This is a genomic window from Pigmentibacter ruber, from assembly GCF_009792895.1.
In the GTDB taxonomy this organism is placed as follows: domain Bacteria; phylum Bdellovibrionota_B; class Oligoflexia; order Silvanigrellales; family Silvanigrellaceae; genus Silvanigrella; species Silvanigrella rubra.
The window spans coordinates 199,691-218,786 of record NZ_WSSC01000002.1; the positions used below are offsets into that span (position 1 = coordinate 199,691).

Consider the following 19,096-nt stretch of genomic DNA (forward strand, 5'->3'; position numbering starts at 1 on the left):
TTATCAAATATTTATAAATATCGCTTAAATAAACAGTGAGAAGCGAATTAAAAAAGTTTATTTAAGAGAAGCGGATAGAATGGCACCTATAGCCAAAGCGGGTACTTTTTCTATTGTTCCCAATGTGATAGATTTAATAGATTTTTTAATTTTTTCTAGTAAATTATCATTTTCAGTAGCTTCCAAGAACTGATGGCCTTGCAAGGTCAACCCTTGAATTTTAAAAGGAGGGTATGAATCAATTGAACCACCAATGTGCCCATATAAAAATTTATTATCAATCAAAATTTTCAAGTGATAATGAAATTTATTAAGTTCACTTATTTCTTCTTCTGTTTTTCCATAACTTTTATGACCAAAATTAATAGTTACATTATCAATTCCATTATTTGGAACTTTTATTTCTTTGTTTTTAATGATAATTTTGCCATTTTTTAAATTTACAAGAATTATTTTTATATATTCAACGTCAAGTTCCATAATAATCCTTTCTTAGTAATGCCCAGATTCAACCTACTCAAACTAAAATTTTTTCAAAATAGACGCAAGTGAAGTTTGACTCCCTTCACGGCACAACTTCAAGGCATAATTTAACTTAGCTTCACAACTTAAGCCATTGTGAAGTTAAGTTAAATAAGGAGGTGAACTTGAATAGTGAAGATTTAACGGAATTCATGACAATTACGGAAGCTTCAAAAATCTTTCAAAGAACAAGGCAAGCAATCGACTTGCTAATAAAGCAGGGCAAAGTTGAGTCTAAACGAGTCGGTGCACGGGCAACTATTATGGTTCATAGACCAACTCTTCAAAATATCTACGCTAAAATTGAAATGAAGCGCAATGATGCATGTTTAATAAGTACGATGAAAGAACACAGTAAAGTTGAGTCTGAAGTTAACAGTGAAGTTTTACAAGTTCAGATTAAAGGGCTGAATAAAATCATTGAACTTCACGAGGCTTCAATTGTTAACTTAAAAGATGAAAAATTGATGCTTGAACGTAAAATTCAATGCCTTGAAGAGAAAAATGAAACGCTTCAACAGGAATTAGTAAAAATATCAAAAGAAATGCATGCTTTTATAAATAATGAATCAGGTATGTTTAATTTTGGAAAATTAAAAGATGCTTTTTTCACAAAAAAGAAATAAAAACTTTATGACTCAAACATCATCTAACTAAAAAAACAAGCTAAAAACCCCTTTAAAATAGTTTTTCAAAGTTCCCTTTTATTTTCAAGGATAAGTTTAATTTTTAAAGCTGATTTTGTGAAATAATTAAATTAATTTGCTCTAATTCTGAGCTTAATTTTCTAATTTTAAGTTGACTGACTTCAATCAACTTGGAATAAAATTCATGGTATTTTGCAAACCCAGATTTGTGTAAAAAACGCACTAGTCTATTTAATAAGCATTTTTTTATTACTTATATTTTAATTACTCCATTATATTTTCTAATAATTTCTTAAAAGTAGTTTACGTTTATCATATTTACAAAAGATTCTTTAATCTCACTTTTTTCCCAAAGATTTTTCCACTCATTAAATTAGTCTGAAGTAATCTTATTACTATCATTTAAAAATTTTGTTGTTTTAAAAAACTCGGTTTAATTACTAGAACAACAATCTATGTATTTAGTTTCAAGATATACTACTGCAAAATCCTTTGCATTAAATTAACTTGAGTATTAAGTGTTTTAATATTTTTCCTCATCTTTTTTAGAAAAAATAGTTTTAATTAAGGCTTTTTGCTCCTCAGTTGGTGCTTCTCCATTCAAAAAAATTTGAACAGGTATAAATAGTTATAATTCATTGTTGAATTTCCAAAAAGACATAATATTTATATTGTAAATTAGATATTTTATTTCCAAAATTGCATAACTCATTTTTCTAAATATTTACTCTTATTTTTAATAAATTAGATATGTTTGAAGATTTTATCATTTTTGTAATAAGCTTAATAAATAGTCTTTTTTGCATGAATTTGTGTCGCATACTTTGATGTCTTACCTTTAAGGAAAATTGTGAGCATTTAACAAATCGACTTTTTTTCCAATATACATCATACTAGTATATTATATCATTGAATCAATTTTTTACCTAAATGTACTATATACGTTGAGCAAAAAAAATTATTTATTTTCAGTTAGTTATGAATAGTTTAAGGACGTAAAAAATATTATGAGATTCCTTCTGTTATAGTAATAGCAATAGCCAGTAATAAAGAATCTCCTTTACTACTTTTAAAAGTAGTGATACCTTTAAAAGTAGTAAAGGAGTGCCGATGACTGATCACTGGACGATTGAGTACTACAATGATGAGCTGTTTGAAAAATGGTTTCGAAAGCTAAGTAAACAAGGTAAGTTTGAAGCTCTTTATGAAGAAATCAAGCTCTTATCCAAAGCAGGGAATATTCTCACAATGCCTCATAGTAAGAATCTTGGTGAAAAATTATATGAATTAAGAGAGAGAAGTTATGGAATCCGAGTTTATTATACTTTTAGAAAAGGAAAAATAATTCTTCTATTAAATGGTGGGGATAAATCTTCCCAAGCAGAAGACATTAAAAAAGCTCGTAAATTGATAAAAAATTTGGAATAAAGGGAAACTAACAATGACTAAAAAAACAAAAAGCTTTGATGCCCTTGCAAAAGAGCTCTTAACAAAAGAGCAAATAGAGAGAGCAAATTTTAATGCGCAAATTCGTTATCAAATGATGACTGAAGTGGCAAATAAAATAAAAAAAGAAATGGAAGAAAATAAAATCGGCTTTAATGATCTTGTAAAATATATGGGGACAAGTCCTACTCAAGTTAATAAAATATTAAATGGAAATGCTAATATTACAATTGAAAGTCTTGCTAAAATTTGTAGTGTTTTTGATCTTGAACCGCATATCATTTTTAGAAAACCACGTCAATAAAAAAAAGTAGAGAAGAAAGAAAAAAAATTTAAATTTGACGAAGTTTTTTCAATTACTAAAAATATCTTTCACAACTTTTTTTAATATCTGCGGATTAAGCCCTTCTCTATTTGCTAACTTTGAACAAGAATTTCCAAAGTACGTTGTAACTGCATTAAAAAATGCATTAAATTCTTAATTTTTATAATAAATTAGCAGATAAAAAAGAAAAATTTTTCAAATTTTTGCTTTAATAATTGACAAATTTAAAAATACCATACAAATATATGGCTGGAGGAGGTTCATGTATTATAAAGCTTCATTCAGTAAAAAATGCTATATACCGTTAGTTTTAAGTCCTGTTTGCGCGGGGTTTCCTTCGCCAGCTACAGACTATATTGATAAAAAGATTGATTTAAATGAGTATATTGTAAAGCATCCTGAAGCCACATTTTATGTGAAATGCCAAGGGGATTCCATGCTTGGCGCAGGCATTCATCCAGGTGATATTTTAGTAGTTGATAGATCGCTTACAGCAGCAAATGGAAATATTGTGGTTGCTGTTGTAAATGGCGAGTTTACCGTAAAAAAACTAGTGATGCGGGAAAAAAACATTTTTTTAGTAGCAGAAAATCAAAATTATTTGGATCTTCGCATTACGGAAGGTATGGAATTTGAAATATGGGGTGTTGTTACAACAGTCATTCATTCTGTTTAGTTTTTCTTTTTTTTCATGGGGAAAAATAAAAAATATTATCTTTTTCTTTTGTATCTCAGGAACTCCTTTCCTCATAAATTAGACGTAAGGAGGTTTATAAGGGAGGGAAGATGTCTATCTAATGATTGCTTTAGTTGATGGAAATAATTTTTATGTTTCTTGCGAACGTGTTTTTAATCCAAAGTTAAACAATAAACCCGTTGTAGTTCTTTCTAATAATGATGGGGCAATTGTGAGTAGAAGTGCTGAGGCAAAGGCGCTTGGTATTCGGATGGGACAACCTTTTTTTGAAATTAAAGATCTCATAAAGAAACATGATATTCATTATCTGTCGTCAAATTATGAATTGTATGGAGATATGTCTGCCCGATTGATGAAACTCCTAGAATATTTTTCACCTGAGGTTGAAATTTATTCTATTGATGAGGCTTTTTTTTGCTTGTCCCATATTCCACACGATAAGTTAACAGAGTTTGGTTGGAAAATAAAAAATACTATCTATCAAAATATTGGGATTCCATGTGGAATAGGGATATCTTCTACAAAAAGTTTAGCAAAAGTAGCAAATAAAATTGCTAAAAAGTCGCAAAAAGCAAAAGGAGTTTTAGCTTTATATCAAGAAAAACATGTTGCTGAAGCCTTGCGGCACTTTAAAGTAGATGATCTTTGGGGAATTGGTTGGCAGTATAGTAAAAAGTTACAGCAAATGGGTGTTTTTACAGCGCAGCAATTTCTGCAATTGGATGAAGTTTTTTTACGAAAGCACTTCACAATCCAAGGAGTGTATCTTGCAAGAGAATTGCAAGGAATTTCCTGTTTAAATTTACAACTAATGTCAGAACCGCGGAAAAGTATTGTTGTCTCCCGCAGTTTTGGTAAATCTATTTCTAATTTTCAAGACATTTTTTCTGCACTGGCAAATCATATTGAAATTGCATGTCGGAAATTGCGTGAACAGCAGTTAGAAGCACAATATTTTTCTGTCTATCTCAGTACAAGTTACCACAAAGAAGATTTTTATAGCCAAGCATTAAATGTTCGTTTGCCTTATTATTCAAATTTTACGCCGCATTTTTTGCAATTAGCACAAATTGCTTTACAGAAAATTTTTAAGCCACACAAAGAATATAAAAAATGTGGCATTGTTTTATTTGACCTGCAAAAGCAATCCTTATGTCCTTCTAATTTATTTGATTATCGGGATAGAGAAAGAGAAAGTCGTATTTTAGAAGTTATGGATACAATTAATCTTATAAATGGTAGAAGTAAAATACACTTTGCAGATGCATATGATAAAAAACAATGGCTTGCAAAAAGAAATTTTGTTTCTAAAAGATACACAACTCAAATAAGTGAATTACTAGAAATATAAAAAATCTAATAAAAAGATATTTAAATAGAATAAAAAATCTTCTTATTGAAAGATTAATTCATAAAATAGTTAAGAAATTATTTTACTGCATAGAAAATGATGGTACTGGGAAAAAATTAAATTAAAATAATGAAATTAAAAAATAAAAATAAATAAATTTTTAAATTTATTAATAAAAAATAATTATAAAAAATATATTTGCAACTTTTTAAAATTTATTTCATTCCACTGCTTTGAACTTGTTTTTTATAGGAGAAAAAAGTGCAAAAGAAAAAAATATTATTAACTGCTTTTATGTTAAAATGCAGTATATCAGCTTATGCAGTAATACCGCTCATACCAATTTTTATTGGTATAATTATAGTGGGAGGCTCAACCTCAATAGGAATTGGAGCATATTGTAGTTCAGGCGGATGCAAAAAGAGTAAAGAAAGTGAAAGAGTTTACACAACAACAGCAAATCCTCAAGTAACAACGTCAAATTCCCAAGCAACAACTACAACGTTAAATCCTCAAACAACAACAAATGTTGAAAACATAACTATTACTAGTACAAATGTTCCTGCTCCAAATCCTCTAGTTATTCAAGAGTGCAATCAAGTTAGTAGACCGCATGAACCAAGAATTGAAATAGCATCAGCAGCTGTGACTGAATTTGAAAACCGAGTGAACAATTTTAATCAAACAATTGTTGGGGAGAGAGAAAATCAAGCGAGGCAACTTTCCTCTCAGTTAAGAATTAATGCTTGTTATGTATATACGTTACTGCAAAGGACATATCCTGAAACTCTTTTGAGTAGTCTCTATCCTAATGAGCATGTAAATACTTTGATGCGAATATCAAATTTAACAAATAGAATTCAAAATATTTCAAATTTTTTAAAAACTCAGACATTAAATAATGGCTATTCTTTAGCAATACTAAATGAATTACAGACGGTGAATGATTTTATAGGAAGTAATCGCAATTTAATAAGTGAATTTTTAAATCAACAATTGCCTGTACAAACCGCCGAACATAGAAACGCAAATAATACAGTAGAAATTCAGCATCCGGTAGTTGTAAATTTCCGTAGTGATGTTTTGTATAATTATAGAGAAAATTTAATTGAATATTTCACATATGAATCGTTGAGAGTTGCTAGGAATAGATTTCAAGAAGGCTTAAATAATGGAACAATACAATCGGATGTAGTAACTGGAAGATTTACCGCACGAATAAATCAAATTTTTCAGCAAAATGAAGAAAATATAAGGTCACAAGTTTCTCAATATATTAGAGCATTACTAAATAGACAAGAAAATTCATTAGACAGAAATATAGATTGGAATGTCGCATTAAATCAAGGAATAGAATTTGTACTAAGACAATATGATCACTACTTTTCTGTCATTACATGTGTAGATTGGAATAAAACAGAGGCTTATCAAAATACATGCCGTCAATATGAAAGAAGGGAATAAGTAATCACTATAAAAATATTTAAAATTAAATATTTTTATATTTGGATAGTTTTTGAAAAAATAATACTAATAAAGTACAATTCTTGGATTGATGAGTTTTAATTTTAGTAAAGTCATAATTTACTTTACTTTACTTTACTTTACTTTATTTTTATTTACTAAAACAGGATTTCTTGCTCTTGTGACATCAATAGTCGTACCCAAAGTAATACTAACAGATTTAATAATACCATCTAGATAATTAATATGATTGTTTAAACTGGAATCACTTAACACACCTGAAAGTCCGAAATATATTGGAAAAAAAGTATCTAAAGTATGATCATCGAACACATTGTCCCACTTAAAATCCCCATGACTAATTCCTAAATAGTGTGTACCTGTTAATGTTGATGCAAGATAACCATTATTTATAGCAAATAACATTTTGGGACGTAAATCTCTGTACTTAACATCATAAGCAATTTTATTGATTGCCACTCTAGGTACTTTAAGCATAAAGATATAAAATTTGTCTGCCGTTTTTTGAAATACGGCCGAACCAATCCCGTAGTAAAGACAGTTTATTTTTGCTTCAATACGATACATTTTTTCTATTTCATGTAAGTTACCATATTGATTTTGTAGTCTTTGTTTATTAATACTTTAACAACTTGATTTGGGCGAAAATTATAAACAGCTGCACCATTTGTTTATATAAAATTCTTTGTTAAATTTAGGAGCTAAAGGGTTGACTAATTTTTTTTAAAAAGACTCATAAAAAGCAATGAATTTGCTATTTACAAAATCAAATAGATGTTAGTTTAAGTAAAATAAATTTATAAATATTTAAAATTTTATAAAACTAATTTATTGTATTAAATTTTTAAGAAAAAATATGCAAATTTTAAGTAAATAAGATTTAATCAAAAAATTTAATTACTCTGAAGTTTTGAATAACAGTTTGTAATTTTTGATTTCTTTACTTTATTGTGAAATAATATGTATGATTTTAATGTTAATTTTAGTCAAAACAAGCAACTATTTTACCTGACAAGATGGAAGAACTATTGAAAAATTTAATATTTTCAACAAAATGAAATAAATTATAAATATTAGCAGGGAGAGGATATGCCTCAATTTATTGATTACAAAGAAATATTTGAGACAAGAGGTATGGAATATAATTTAGCTATGCTCCGAAGTCCTGATGCAAGAAAAGAAGAATTTTTAAACTTAATTCAATTTATTGATAATACTAAGCCATTAAAAATAATTGATATTCCATCAGGAGGAGGATATTTGAGAAAATATCTTGCAGAAAAACATTACTTGCTCTGCGCAGAAGAAGCTGATTTTTTTTATCATAACTGTGCAGTTAAGCATAATCAAAACAAAGTCATGTATCAAAAAAATATTCCTCTAGAAGTAGATGACAGGAGTTTTGATGTTACAGTAAGTCTTGCAGGATTGCATCACTTTCAAAGTAAAAATTGGATAATTTCTGAATTTGTAAGAGTATTAAAAGATTATGGGCAATTAATAATAGCCGATGTATACAAAACTTCGAAAGTTGACAAATTTTTAAATGAGTTTGTAGATAAAAACAATTCTATAGGTCATTTGGGATATTTTTTAGATGAAGAATTCAATATGATTTTGGATAAAAATAATATTAAAATTAGTTTTAATGAAAATATAAAGTTTTTTTGGATATTTTCTTCATTAGATGAAATGGCAAATTTTTGCAAAAATCTATTTGGACTAGATAAATGTAATAATAGTGAAATAATAAATGGAATTGATGAATATTTAGGTTTTATAATTGAAAATAATGAAGTCAAAATGAATTGGGAGTTAAAATATATCTACGGGTCTAAAATTATTGCTGATTTATAAAAAGCAACAATTTAAAATTTTAAACAACGAATTAATTTACCATATCATATCAATATTATATGGCATAAATTAGTTTTATAATTCAATTTTAACTGGTTTGCTTCGTCCAATTTCAATTTGAATTGTATTTAATTTCTTTTTATCTGGTAAAGATAAATAGAATAATATTTCATTCTTACTATTTAAGAGAGTAATTGAGTTTCCATTTCTTTTCCATCCTTTATATTCTAAATGATTGTAGTTTCCAGTCACTTTAACTAAAAGATGATCGTTTGTTCCTTTATCCTCTTCAATTATTTTTATAAAAGGAATACTATTTTTATCATAACTATTAAATTCAACCACATTGACAACAAAAATATCATCACCTGAACCGCCATCCATTCGGACAAATTTTTCTCGCTTACTATGATCTAGATTTGCCATTAATACATCATTTCCTTCTAAACCTTGAATGAATGCATTTCCATATGAAGCATTTATATAGTTATCTTGCTTGTTACCAATAATAATTTCATTATCTAGTGTGCCATTGATATATGTATAATTTTCAAAGGCAGAATCTTTATCTAAGCGAATACCTTTTAATCCCTTGTATGCACCAGGTAGATTTGTCAAATCCTTAGTATCAATTTTAGATTGCGAAGTTGTTGAAATTGTATTTAACCAAGATACAGTATTAGTGGCTTCTAAAGGATTATAAACAATAATATTACCATCTTTAGTTGTTAGTAAAGGAATATCTCTAGCTATTTTTCCATTTTCTTTGTAATTTTCTAGCTTAAATAATTTAACAAATTCTTTACTTTTATCATTTTGTTTAGAAAGTATTTCTTTATTGTTTGTTACAAACCAGAGGTCATTATTTTCAGAATATATTCCAATTTCATAAACATCTGTAATTATCAAATCCCGATCATTCTCGTTATTTGTGAAAAAATATGGAAAATTGTATTTATTGCTTGTTTTATTGGCAAAATAGATTATGTCATAATTTTCCTTGGAGTTTAAGAAATCAGTCTTGTTAATTAAGTAAGTATCTTTGCCAGCTCCACCAATTAATAAATCGATATCTTCTCCACCAGATAAAACATCATCGCCTAATGCACCAATTAATACATCATTGCCATTGTTCCCAAGTAAGACTTCATTAGTGCTATTTCCTAAATATATATCTCTAAATTTTGACCCCATAAAGTGTGAAATATTTTCAACTTCAGGGAACTGCTTTAAAAGCTCCTTTTTGGTTGTATTTGCAGAATTTAATGCATATTGTAAATAAAATCTTTTTACGTCAAGTTCTGAATAATTTGTATTTTGCAGAGTATTCTTCTTCTTAAATTCTACTAAATCATTCTTAATTTGAGTAATAGATGGAGTAACAAAGGTTATTTTATCTTGTAAATTGAAATATTGCCCAAATTCAAAATTTTGGAAACTTAAAAGATTAAATCCTTCCTTACCATTAATGTAACTAGTATCTTTAGCAGGGGCTTTTATTTCAAAATAATCGTCTTTATTTGCCCCATTAAGTTCATATTTATATTGACCAGCTTCCACAATGAAAAAGTTTTTAATGTTTTGATTACCATTGATTAAACTCACACCGTATCCATGTCTATATTGATCGCCTAATCCAACATAAAAAAGAATTGTTTTTTTCTCTTCTGGAACAGTTGTAAGAATTTTTTGATCTAAATGGTACTCATCCATTTTTACATAGTTTTTAACGTCTTCTAATTTACAATATCTTGTAAAATCATAAACACTATAACTTACAAAGAATTTTTCATACCAAGCTCTATTATCAATTCTAAATTTTTCGTTGAGATAATGTTGTCTATGTTCTGTTTCATATGGTTTTAACTGTAAATTATTTATAATTTCTGCACGAATTTTTTCATTTTGTGCATTATAAATATTACTTGTTTGGCACAAATGAATTCCTTGTTTTAAAACATAACCACCTGTACTCGAAGTAGAACATCCTGCCATATTGCAATTAGAAATTGAACTAGTAGTTGGAGTAACCGGAAAGTAATAAAATGGTTTTGGCGTTACTAATTTAGTAAACACAACATTTGTTGTTTTTGCATCTTTATTCAGTTCTGTAAGATGTTGTTCAAGTTCTTGTTTCTTAACATAATCGCGTTGATATGGTTCAAACTGTAAACTTTTTGAAATGTCACACATTGGACATAGTAATTTTACTGCACCTAATTTTCCAGCATCATTTGGTGGCATTCCAAATTTTCCAACCAATTCTTCATGCGTACGTATGGTAGTATAAATATTTTGCCCCATCATAATACTAAAACCAATCGCAGTCCCTATTGGACCAGCCATAGAAGTTAAAGGTATTGCTGCTAAGGTTCCAATGGAAGTAACTGCAGAAAGAGTTGAGGCTGTTCCATAAACAATATAATCCTGTTTTTGTTTCCCTGTAGAATTTCCTACTTGTTTAAATAAGTCATAAGCATTCCAAATCTCAAATCCTGCAGTTGCAAAGTTAAGAGCTGCTTGGGCTCTTCCTAAATGTTTGTAAGCTTGAACATGTTTTTGTAGGAATGAAGAACCCCTGATTAAATCGACGCCTAAATCTAAATTGTCTAAACTCATTTCTAATGAATTACGAAATGCAGAAAAATGTTCTCCATTTACAGACTGCTGATGAATATTCATAATACGATTTGGCATATGATAAAAGTTAACGAAAATATTTGCTTGGTTCATTCCATAAACCATTTTACTGGCAACTTTTTTTGCGAAATTAAGTTTAGGACTTGGAGAATCATTTGTAAGCCCCATTACAGACTTCATCATGTCGTATAATTCAAGTTGAGGAAGTGTATATTTTAAGACAGGTCTTAGAGTCTCTTGACGGCTAATTTTATTATAAACGCCATCCATTATTTTTTTAATTGGGGTGCGTTTATCATTCCCAAATTTAGCTTTTAGTTTTGTTTCATCAGGAGTATTAATAAATAAATTACGTAAAAGTTCACTCAGTATTGATTTTTTATCTTCACTTAAAGTAGAGAAATTTTCTAAATCTAATAAGAATTTTTCTTTGTCAAAAAAGTAAATAATTTTTTCTTTACTTTTATTTTCACTTGTAAAGAATATTTTGCTTAATTTATTTTTTATAGGTGTTAAATCTAGGAACGGAAAGTAGTAATTTTTATAGTAACTACTAACAGATGTTGCACCTACAAGAAGACTAACTTTTTCTTGTGCTGAAATAACTCTAGTTTTATCTATTGTTATGTAATCTTGAGCAAGGGTAAGTAAATTTTTATCACCAAATAATGCTCCTTCTCCTTTTATAATTCTGCTAACAACTTTTTGTTCAAATTCTGAATCAATACCTAAAGCAGATAAATAATCAAATACAAGCTTTACTTCTTGCGCAACTTCAGACATTGGCATATGTGTAAAATCTTTATTCACATTAATGTTATCTGCGGAAGTAATATTATTTTCTCTGCTATTATGTTCGATACTTCTTTTTAATTCAGCCAAATGTTGTACTGTAAATCTATGGAATAAAAGCATAGAATTTTTTTGTGTTTTTGCAGCAGCAACAAATTCAGAAGCCTTTTTCAAATAGTTTAAATTTTTCTCTAGAGCAGCCTTTTTTTCATCAGTAATAGGATCAGGGAATAATTCCTCTAGAGCATTTAAATAGTATTGATTATATTTTGCTCCAGCAAGGAAGTTTCTTCTTAAACTAGGAAGTACTTTTTCCTGTAAATAATTTGGGTTATTTAATATTTTAGTGTTTAAATTGGATCTTTTTTGCACTTCTAAGTAAAGTTTTTGCCAAACTCTTAATTTTGAACGTTCCATTGTTAACTTATTAAGCATTTCAATCCGTTTAGCGAGTTTTTCTAGAGGAGGATCTTCTGGTGAATCAAGTTCACCAGCTATAATTTTTGCTTCCTTAGAATTATCAGGTGCGTCATCAAATTCATAATAAAGCTCAATAATTTTTTCAAATGTTTGTTTGGTAGCTACTCCTAATATAGTTGCACTTGCTCCAGCAACAGTAGCGGGGAGTTTTTCAAATACAAGTGGTCCACCCATCAGCATTGCAAATTGTCCAGCAGTGAGAGCAATATCTCCAGTTGTTTTAAATATTACTAGTATTGATTGTTTTTTATAAAAATCAGCTAAAATTCCACGCAATTGTTTTGTTTCGTTATTAGTATTTTTCCACAATTCTGAGTTTTCTACTATTGATATCCATTCCCGTAAAGTTCTTACTTCATTAATATCATTTGCAATATTTATCAAACCTCCTAAAAACATTTGGGCTTGACCTAAGGCAAGAAATCCATCGCCTAATTTAGTAAGTATACCTAATGCCCCAGCAAAAAGAGGTTCGCTGCTGCTTCCTAAAAAACCATCTTTAAATTTACTAAAATCATTTAAAAATGAAGACTCTTTTATTAATGATTGAATTTCTTCTTTTGTTTTTCCTTTTAGTTGTTCTTTAAATAATTCTAAATGCGCATATCCAATAACAGCACGTATTTCAAAAGCTGCCATTCCTGAAAACATAGCCATAAGACCACCTTCAGTCAAAGCACCGGGAATTTTTTGCTCAATATATGTTTTAATAATATCTTCTTGAGTATTTTTAAATTCATTTAATTGAATTATTAAATCCATACTTTTTGAATTTTTGGGATCAAATTCAGGTAAGTTTTGCAATTGGATAAGTATATTTCTTATGTCATTTGGTAATTCTGCAATGGGTTTATCAAATACTCTATCGACATTAATAGGTTTTTGTAATTCACTTTCTAAAAATTGGATTGTTTTTGTCAACTTATCTGATTCATTGTCTTTAGTAACGTTATTTAACATTTGTAGAAGATTTACTTTAAATGTAATTTGATCAAAATAAATTTTTTGTATTTCAGCAGCATTAGCTACAGGATCGTTTTGTATTAAGGACTGCAATGTTTGTTTTAATTTAAGTTCTTGTTCATAATTTTGAAGTAAAAGTTCCTTTACCTCCTGCCTTAAATCTTGGTGTTGTGCTGTGGCTCCTTCTGTTCCAGAATAAACCAAGTAGAGGAAAGCAGGATAAAAACCAATACCTTGAATTATGTAGATTAATTTTTGAGAAAGACCAGAACTTTCCATAGCTGTTGCTAAGTCGTCAGCGCCATCAATGACAAAAGCTTTTTGTGCATTGAAAGGTGATAAAGTTGAAACATTTTTAAAACTTTTATTTCTGATAATTCTAAATAGTTTTGTAATATTATCGACTTTTTGAATATGATAACCATTTTTTACAGCTGCTTCTAATGATCCAAGATCTTTAAAAAACATTTTTTCATGTAACCAATCAGCTGTTAATTCAAAAGTGTAGTTTTGAGATCCAAGTAAAGGTTTAATATTGACTTGATATTCTTTTTCAAAATTTTGAATACGTTCACTTTTTAAATGATTGTAAATATCTAATTGAACTTTTTTTTGTAAGTGGTCAATTGTATCAAAATCAATAGGTGCAGGATAAAGTGTAGACGTAATGCGATATTTTGGTTGAAGTTCTTCTTCCTTTTTCTCTTCTTTTTTTTCATTGATCTTTTGAATTTTTACATTAAATTTTGTTAAGGACGCTTCAATGTAATTCATTTTATCATCAATTTCATTAAGTTCTTCATAAGGTATTTCAAATAATTGTATTTTTGCATATGCTTCATCGATTTTTGCTTTTAATTGTAATTTATTTGTCTGAACATTTTTACCTAATGATGTGCTTAAATAGCCACTACTTACAGAAGAATATTTAGATTTTTCTGAAGCTGTTTCATTTGATGTATTTTTTGTACAGCCCAAATTAAAGGCAAGTGCGCCTAAAGTGCAAAGCGCACTAAATTTTATTCTTTGCATTATTTTACCTTTTTTATTATTTTTAAGCGTTTACAATGATATTGATAATTATTATCAATAATAATTTTCAAATAGTTTATATATTTTAAAAAAGCAAGACTGCTTATAAAAATAATTATGTATTCATACAAAAAATTTATTTCCATAGAAATATTAAGACATTGACTGGTCAGTTACATATGGATGTTCTATCCTATATTTTCTTACAGACTAGACAATAAGTTTTCATATTTTAGAATTTTACATAAGTATTTTAATTGTATAGATTAGTTTTGCGGGAAAAAAATTTAAAAAATATTAAAATTCAATTAAGGTAACAATCTGATTTTCTTGATATTCTAGAAAAAATAAAAATGTAACATAATAATATAAATAGAGAATAAAAAATAATCACACAATTCTGACAGGATAAATTTTAATAGATAGATAAAATTTGTCTGCGTGATTATGGGGATGTAGAATGGATAATATAGAAAATATAGAAAAAATTAATCATATTATTAGTTTAATCTTAAAAGATATTTTTGATGAAAAAGAAAAAAATAAAATTGATTATAATGAAGAAATACATCCTCTTTATTTAATAGAACAAATTAGTGAAAACTTATTTGAAATTCTAAATGAGTTGAATAATGAAAAAGAAATTAATTACAATATTGTGACAGAAAGTATTAAGAATTCGTTATTAAAATTTTTAACTATCTTGCATTGGGTTTATAAAGAGATAGAAGAAGATTTAAATGAGAAAAAAAAAGAAAAAGACGATGAAAATAAAATAATATCGATAGTTTAAAAATCATTTAATTAACTTAAAAAATTTTTTATACGTATATTATATTAATATTAAAAAATTATACATATCTATTTTTTCAAAATTGCAAAATATTTGTTTTTATAAAATTTAATTCATGAAATAGGCAAATATTAATGGTTTTAAAATTGACATCTGAATTATTCTTAATGAAAAATTAATATATATAATCTATTTTAAAGAAAAAAGGAAAATAAGTGAGCAATTGTATTGAACCTCAATTTATCATAACATTTTTAGAAGAGGCAAATGAAAGCATTTCCTTATGGGAAACGACATGTTTAAATTTTAAGGATACCAATGAGAAAGAATCTATTAATCAACTTTTTAGAATTGCCCATAATTTAAAAGGCTCCTCTGCTTCAGTTGGACTCAATCAATTTTCTGAATTTGTACATAAAGTAGAAGAAGTATTAACCAGTGTAAAAAATGGTGAAATTAAATTTGAAAAAGACATACTTAATAATTTTTTTGAAATACATACAATTATTAGTAATTGGATAATCTCAATTCAGAACGATGTTAGTTATGTTAATCAAAACTTTCAAAAAAATATAGAATATATTTTTTCAATAATGGAGAAAAAAAATAATAATGGATTAATTGGATTTGAAATTTTCAATCAAACGAATTCTTCTAAACATGAAACTAAAGAAGATGTTATCCTAAAGTTAAACAATAAAATTGAAAATAAAAAATTGACTTCAGAAGAATATTTAAAAGTAAATGTCACTAAGTTAGATAATTTAATTAATTATCTAGGAGAAGTTATTATTGACCAAAATATTTTAAGACAAATGTCTTCTATAAATTCAATTCCAAAAGAAGTAAAAAATGTTATTTCTCAAATGAGTAAAAATATACAATATCTCCAGGATACTGCAATTTCATTAAGAATGACTTCACTTGATCAACAATTTCAAAAAATGAATCGAGTAGTTAGAGATCTTGCAGTAAAACAAAAGAAAATAATAAAGTTTGAATCATTTGGTTCTGAAGTAGAATTAGATAAAATTATAGTTGATAAATTAACGGATCCTTTAACTCATTTAATAAGAAACGCGATAGATCATGGGATTGAAACTTTAGAAGAGAGAGAAAAAAAGAATAAATCTAAAGAAAGTAAAATTGAGTTAAGAGCTATTCAAGATGAAGGTAATGTAAAAATTTATTTAAGAGATGATGGAAGAGGTTTGGACGATAAAAAGATACTTAAAAAAGCAATTGAAAAAGGATTGATTAAGGAGAAAAATAATTTATCAAAGGATGAAATACATAGAGTAATATTTATGCCAGGTTTTTCTACAAAAGAAGAGATAACCGATATTTCTGGAAGGGGTGTTGGTTTAGATGTTGTAAGTAATGTTATAGCAGACTTAAAGGGAAATATAGATATTGAAACTGAGATTGATAAAGGAACTACATTTATTATTTCTTTACCTTCAACACTTTCTATAATTAAAGGATTAATATTCAAGTCTAATAAACAACTTTTTGTCATTCCTGAATCCCAAGTATTAGAAATTATAGATCATAAAAAGATAAAAATAGAAAATAGAGTTAATAGTAGTCAGATTTTTTCATTAAGAAATGAAATTATACCAATCATAAAGCTAAGAAATATTTTTAATAAAAATATTTCTGAAAGTCAGGATTTAAATGAAAAATTCGGATTGCTAGTTTTGCATTTGGGAAAAAAATTTTCATTTGAAGTAGAAGAAATAATTTCAACTCAATCCATTGTGCTAAAAAAATTGTCAGAAGAACTAAAGGGAATACCAGGGATATTGGCAACAACGGTATTAGGAAATGGTGAACCAGCTTTGGTCTTAAATTTAGCTCAATTAGTAAATATTTGGAGTTATGATGGAGCATAATGAAGAAGAAAATAAATTTCTAATATTTAAAGTAATTAATGAAGAATACGCATGTAATATATTACAAATTAAAGAAGTAATTAAGTGCAAAAATATAAAGCCAATACCATTTATGGTTCCATATTTTAAAGGAATTTTAAATTTAAGGGGAAAGATTATTAGTATTATAGACTTTAGGATTAAATTATTGCCTAATTCAAATAATACTGAGAATGAGGGAATTATATTAGTTGTTGAAAATGAATTAATAACAATTGGTGTGATTGTTGATGACTTAATTTCTGTTACTTCTATCATTGAAAATGAAATTCAAAAAAATAAAGATATGAAGTATTCAATTGATACAAAATTTATTCTTGGTAATTACATTTACAAAGATAAATTAGTTACGGTATTAGATTTAATTTCTTCAATTAATGAAGAAGATTTAAAGATAATAAAAGAAAATGACAATTTAAAATTATCTATGAATATGTGAGGTTTTAATTATGCGAAATATCAATTGGACAATAAGAAAGAGGCTTTTACTTCTTTCGTCAATTATGATTTTATTAATTTTTATAATAGGGATAATTCCCTTTCAGTTAAATAATTTTTATAATGATAAAATAAACAAATTTTCATCAGAAATTATACCAGCTATGAAAAATCTAACTCTTGCTGATATGATGCATGATGGAATTAGATCAAATATTTACGGAATAATAATGGCAGCAGAATCCAAAAAAATTGATAGAATTAAAGAGCTTGAAGAAGAGCAAAAGGAATTTAAAGAAAAATTTTTAAATTACTTAAATAATTTAAATGGTCTAGCTTTAAATAAAAAAATACATGATGATTTAAATACAATATTAATAGACGCAAAAAAGTATACAGAATTGTCAGATAGAATAGCAAAAAATGTTGTCGATTTAAAACATAAAGATTCTTCTGTATTACTAAATCAATTTAATGATGTATTTAAAAAGCTTGAAAAATCAATATCTGATTTGACTCAAGAAGTAAATAATTTTACTGATTTAAGTATTCAAAATACTAATGAATATGGTAAAAAAGCGCTATTCTTTTTATTAGGAATTTTATCTATTTTTTTAATATTTGCTATTTCTCTTTCAAATATTTCAATTAAAAAATTAAATAGCATTTTAAATAATTTGATTTTAGCGCTCAATAATCAAGCGAATACAATTCTACAAAAAGCAAATAATTCGCAAAAAAGTTCAAAAGAGCTTTCTGATATGACAATGAAACAAGCTGCTGCAATTCAAGAAACAGCTGCGAGTATGGAAGAAATGAGTTCTATGCTAACGCAGACAAGTAAACATTCAAATCATAATTTACAAATATCTGAAGAAGGACAATTAATAGCTCAGAAAGGACGTGAATCTATCTCACAAATGCTTTCTGCAATGGATAGTATCCAAGCATCAAATATTAAGTTGGAAGAGATTTCCAATCTTATTGTCAAAATTGCAAATAAAACCAAAATTATTAATGAAATTGTTTCTGAAACACGTTTGCTATCTTTTAATGCTTCTATTGAAGCTGCACGTGCTGGAGTGCATGGCAAAGGTTTTGCTGTTGTTGCAGAGGAAGTAGGTAAACTAGCTTCTATGAGCGGATCTGCAGCTAATGAAATAAGAGAATTACTTGAATCATCTACTATTGAAGTTGCTAATGTTGTTTCTGATATTCGAGATAGGATTGCAACAGGAAAAAATATTTTTAAGATTTGCGAAGCTTCTTTTGATAGTATGACTGAAATTTTATTTAAAATAAATGAAGGTACAAAAATTATAGTTTCTTCAACAACCGAGCAAGAAACAGGTATGAAGCAAACAACTATTGCTATGAGGCAAATAGATGAAGTGACACAAAGAAACAATGCAATAGGAATAGCGCAAGCTTCAAATAGTCAATATCTAGCAATAGGTATCAGAAATATTAATGAAATTATTTCAAAATTAAGAAATTTAATAGTAGAAAGTAAAGTGATTAATAAAAATTTAGTTTCTATTTCTCACATTGAAATGGAGAATAAAAATAGTCAAAATATTGATGGTAATTATTACCAAGTAAATATCCAAAATGAATTTGATAGTGTGCCAGACAACGAAATAATAATGAATGATAACTTGCCTAGTAGAAACGATTCTAGATGGAAAGTATAA

General features: G+C 27.4%; 14 protein-coding genes. 11 read left to right on the forward strand and 3 right to left on the reverse strand.

Annotated features, from left to right (window positions below):
- Positions 1 to 57: 57 nt before the first annotated feature.
- Positions 58 to 480: a DUF2513 domain-containing protein gene (locus GOY08_RS07390; protein WP_158998254.1), complete on the reverse strand. Its 423-nt coding sequence runs from the start codon at positions 478 to 480 to the stop codon at positions 58 to 60.
- Positions 481 to 647: 167 nt separating this feature from the next.
- On the opposite strand from GOY08_RS07390, the gene GOY08_RS07395 reads away from it, so the two are divergent.
- The 6 genes from GOY08_RS07395 to GOY08_RS07420 all read left to right on the forward strand — a co-directional run bounded on the left by GOY08_RS07395 (position 648) and on the right by GOY08_RS07420 (position 6,452).
- A complete protein-coding gene (locus GOY08_RS07395; RefSeq protein ID WP_158998255.1) occupies positions 648 to 1,148 on the forward strand; it encodes a hypothetical protein in 501 nt (166 codons plus the stop codon).
- A gap of 1,131 nt (positions 1,149 to 2,279) precedes the next feature.
- Positions 2,280 to 2,597, forward strand: a complete 318-nt coding sequence (locus GOY08_RS07400) for a type II toxin-antitoxin system RelE/ParE family toxin (RefSeq protein WP_158998256.1) — start codon at positions 2,280 to 2,282, stop codon at positions 2,595 to 2,597.
- 13 nt (positions 2,598 to 2,610) lie between these two features.
- Positions 2,611 to 2,919, forward strand: coding sequence for a helix-turn-helix domain-containing protein (locus GOY08_RS07405; RefSeq protein WP_158998257.1), 309 nt, complete (start codon positions 2,611 to 2,613; stop codon positions 2,917 to 2,919).
- A 283-nt stretch (positions 2,920 to 3,202) separates the two neighbouring features.
- Entirely contained in the window at positions 3,203 to 3,616 is a 414-nt protein-coding gene (locus GOY08_RS07410; RefSeq protein WP_158998258.1) for a LexA family protein, read from the forward strand.
- A gap of 121 nt (positions 3,617 to 3,737) precedes the next feature.
- Positions 3,738 to 4,988, forward strand: a complete 1,251-nt coding sequence (locus GOY08_RS07415; protein WP_158998259.1) for a Y-family DNA polymerase — start codon at positions 3,738 to 3,740, stop codon at positions 4,986 to 4,988.
- 261 nt (positions 4,989 to 5,249) lie between these two features.
- Positions 5,250 to 6,452: a hypothetical protein gene (locus GOY08_RS07420; RefSeq protein ID WP_158998260.1), complete on the forward strand. Its 1,203-nt coding sequence runs from the start codon at positions 5,250 to 5,252 to the stop codon at positions 6,450 to 6,452.
- A 135-nt stretch (positions 6,453 to 6,587) separates the two neighbouring features.
- On the opposite strand, the gene GOY08_RS07425 is transcribed toward GOY08_RS07420, so the two are convergent.
- The gene (locus GOY08_RS07425; protein WP_158998261.1) at positions 6,588 to 7,040 is read right to left on the reverse strand and encodes a hypothetical protein; all 453 of its coding nucleotides are present in this window, start codon (positions 7,038 to 7,040) and stop codon (positions 6,588 to 6,590) included.
- 522 nt (positions 7,041 to 7,562) lie between these two features.
- Here GOY08_RS07425 and GOY08_RS07430 point away from each other — a divergent pair.
- Positions 7,563 to 8,330: a class I SAM-dependent methyltransferase gene (locus tag GOY08_RS07430; protein ID WP_158998262.1), complete on the forward strand. Its 768-nt coding sequence runs from the start codon at positions 7,563 to 7,565 to the stop codon at positions 8,328 to 8,330.
- 75 nt (positions 8,331 to 8,405) lie between these two features.
- Here the strand turns inward: GOY08_RS07430 and GOY08_RS07435 are convergent, their stop codons facing one another.
- Entirely contained in the window at positions 8,406 to 14,237 is a 5,832-nt protein-coding gene (locus GOY08_RS07435; RefSeq protein ID WP_158998263.1) for a calcium-binding protein, read from the reverse strand.
- Positions 14,238 to 14,697: 460 nt separating this feature from the next.
- Here GOY08_RS07435 and GOY08_RS07440 point away from each other — a divergent pair, with 460 nt between their 5' ends.
- From GOY08_RS07440 to GOY08_RS07455, 4 genes are all read left to right on the forward strand, one after another.
- Positions 14,698 to 15,030: a hypothetical protein gene (locus tag GOY08_RS07440; protein WP_158998264.1), complete on the forward strand. Its 333-nt coding sequence runs from the start codon at positions 14,698 to 14,700 to the stop codon at positions 15,028 to 15,030.
- 215 nt (positions 15,031 to 15,245) lie between these two features.
- The gene (locus tag GOY08_RS07445; RefSeq protein ID WP_158998265.1) at positions 15,246 to 16,925 is read left to right on the forward strand and encodes a chemotaxis protein CheA; all 1,680 of its coding nucleotides are present in this window, start codon (positions 15,246 to 15,248) and stop codon (positions 16,923 to 16,925) included.
- A complete protein-coding gene (locus GOY08_RS07450) occupies positions 16,915 to 17,403 on the forward strand; it encodes a chemotaxis protein CheW (protein WP_158998266.1) in 489 nt (162 codons plus the stop codon). Before GOY08_RS07445 ends, GOY08_RS07450 begins: the two co-directional genes overlap by 11 nt.
- Positions 17,404 to 17,413: 10 nt before the next feature.
- Positions 17,414 to 19,096: a methyl-accepting chemotaxis protein gene (locus GOY08_RS07455; protein ID WP_158998267.1), complete on the forward strand. Its 1,683-nt coding sequence runs from the start codon at positions 17,414 to 17,416 to the stop codon at positions 19,094 to 19,096.

Coding starts and splice junctions, on each gene's coding strand:
- GOY08_RS07415 (WP_158998259.1), top strand. CDS start 3,738: ATGATTGCTTTAGTTGATGGAAATAATTTTTATGTTTCTTGCGAACGT.
- GOY08_RS07440 (WP_158998264.1), top strand. CDS start 14,698: ATGGATAATATAGAAAATATAGAAAAAATTAATCATATTATTAGTTTA.
- GOY08_RS07450 (WP_158998266.1), top strand. CDS start 16,915: ATGGAGCATAATGAAGAAGAAAATAAATTTCTAATATTTAAAGTAATT.
- GOY08_RS07425 (WP_158998261.1), bottom strand. CDS start 7,040: ATGTATCGTATTGAAGCAAAAATAAACTGTCTTTACTACGGGATTGGT.
- GOY08_RS07400 (WP_158998256.1), top strand. CDS start 2,280: ATGACTGATCACTGGACGATTGAGTACTACAATGATGAGCTGTTTGAA.
- GOY08_RS07430 (WP_158998262.1), top strand. CDS start 7,563: ATGCCTCAATTTATTGATTACAAAGAAATATTTGAGACAAGAGGTATG.
- GOY08_RS07410 (WP_158998258.1), top strand. CDS start 3,203: ATGTATTATAAAGCTTCATTCAGTAAAAAATGCTATATACCGTTAGTT.
- GOY08_RS07455 (WP_158998267.1), top strand. CDS start 17,414: ATGCGAAATATCAATTGGACAATAAGAAAGAGGCTTTTACTTCTTTCG.
- GOY08_RS07435 (WP_158998263.1), bottom strand. CDS start 14,237: ATGCAAAGAATAAAATTTAGTGCGCTTTGCACTTTAGGCGCACTTGCC.
- GOY08_RS07390 (WP_158998254.1), bottom strand. CDS start 480: ATGGAACTTGACGTTGAATATATAAAAATAATTCTTGTAAATTTAAAA.
- GOY08_RS07405 (WP_158998257.1), top strand. CDS start 2,611: ATGACTAAAAAAACAAAAAGCTTTGATGCCCTTGCAAAAGAGCTCTTA.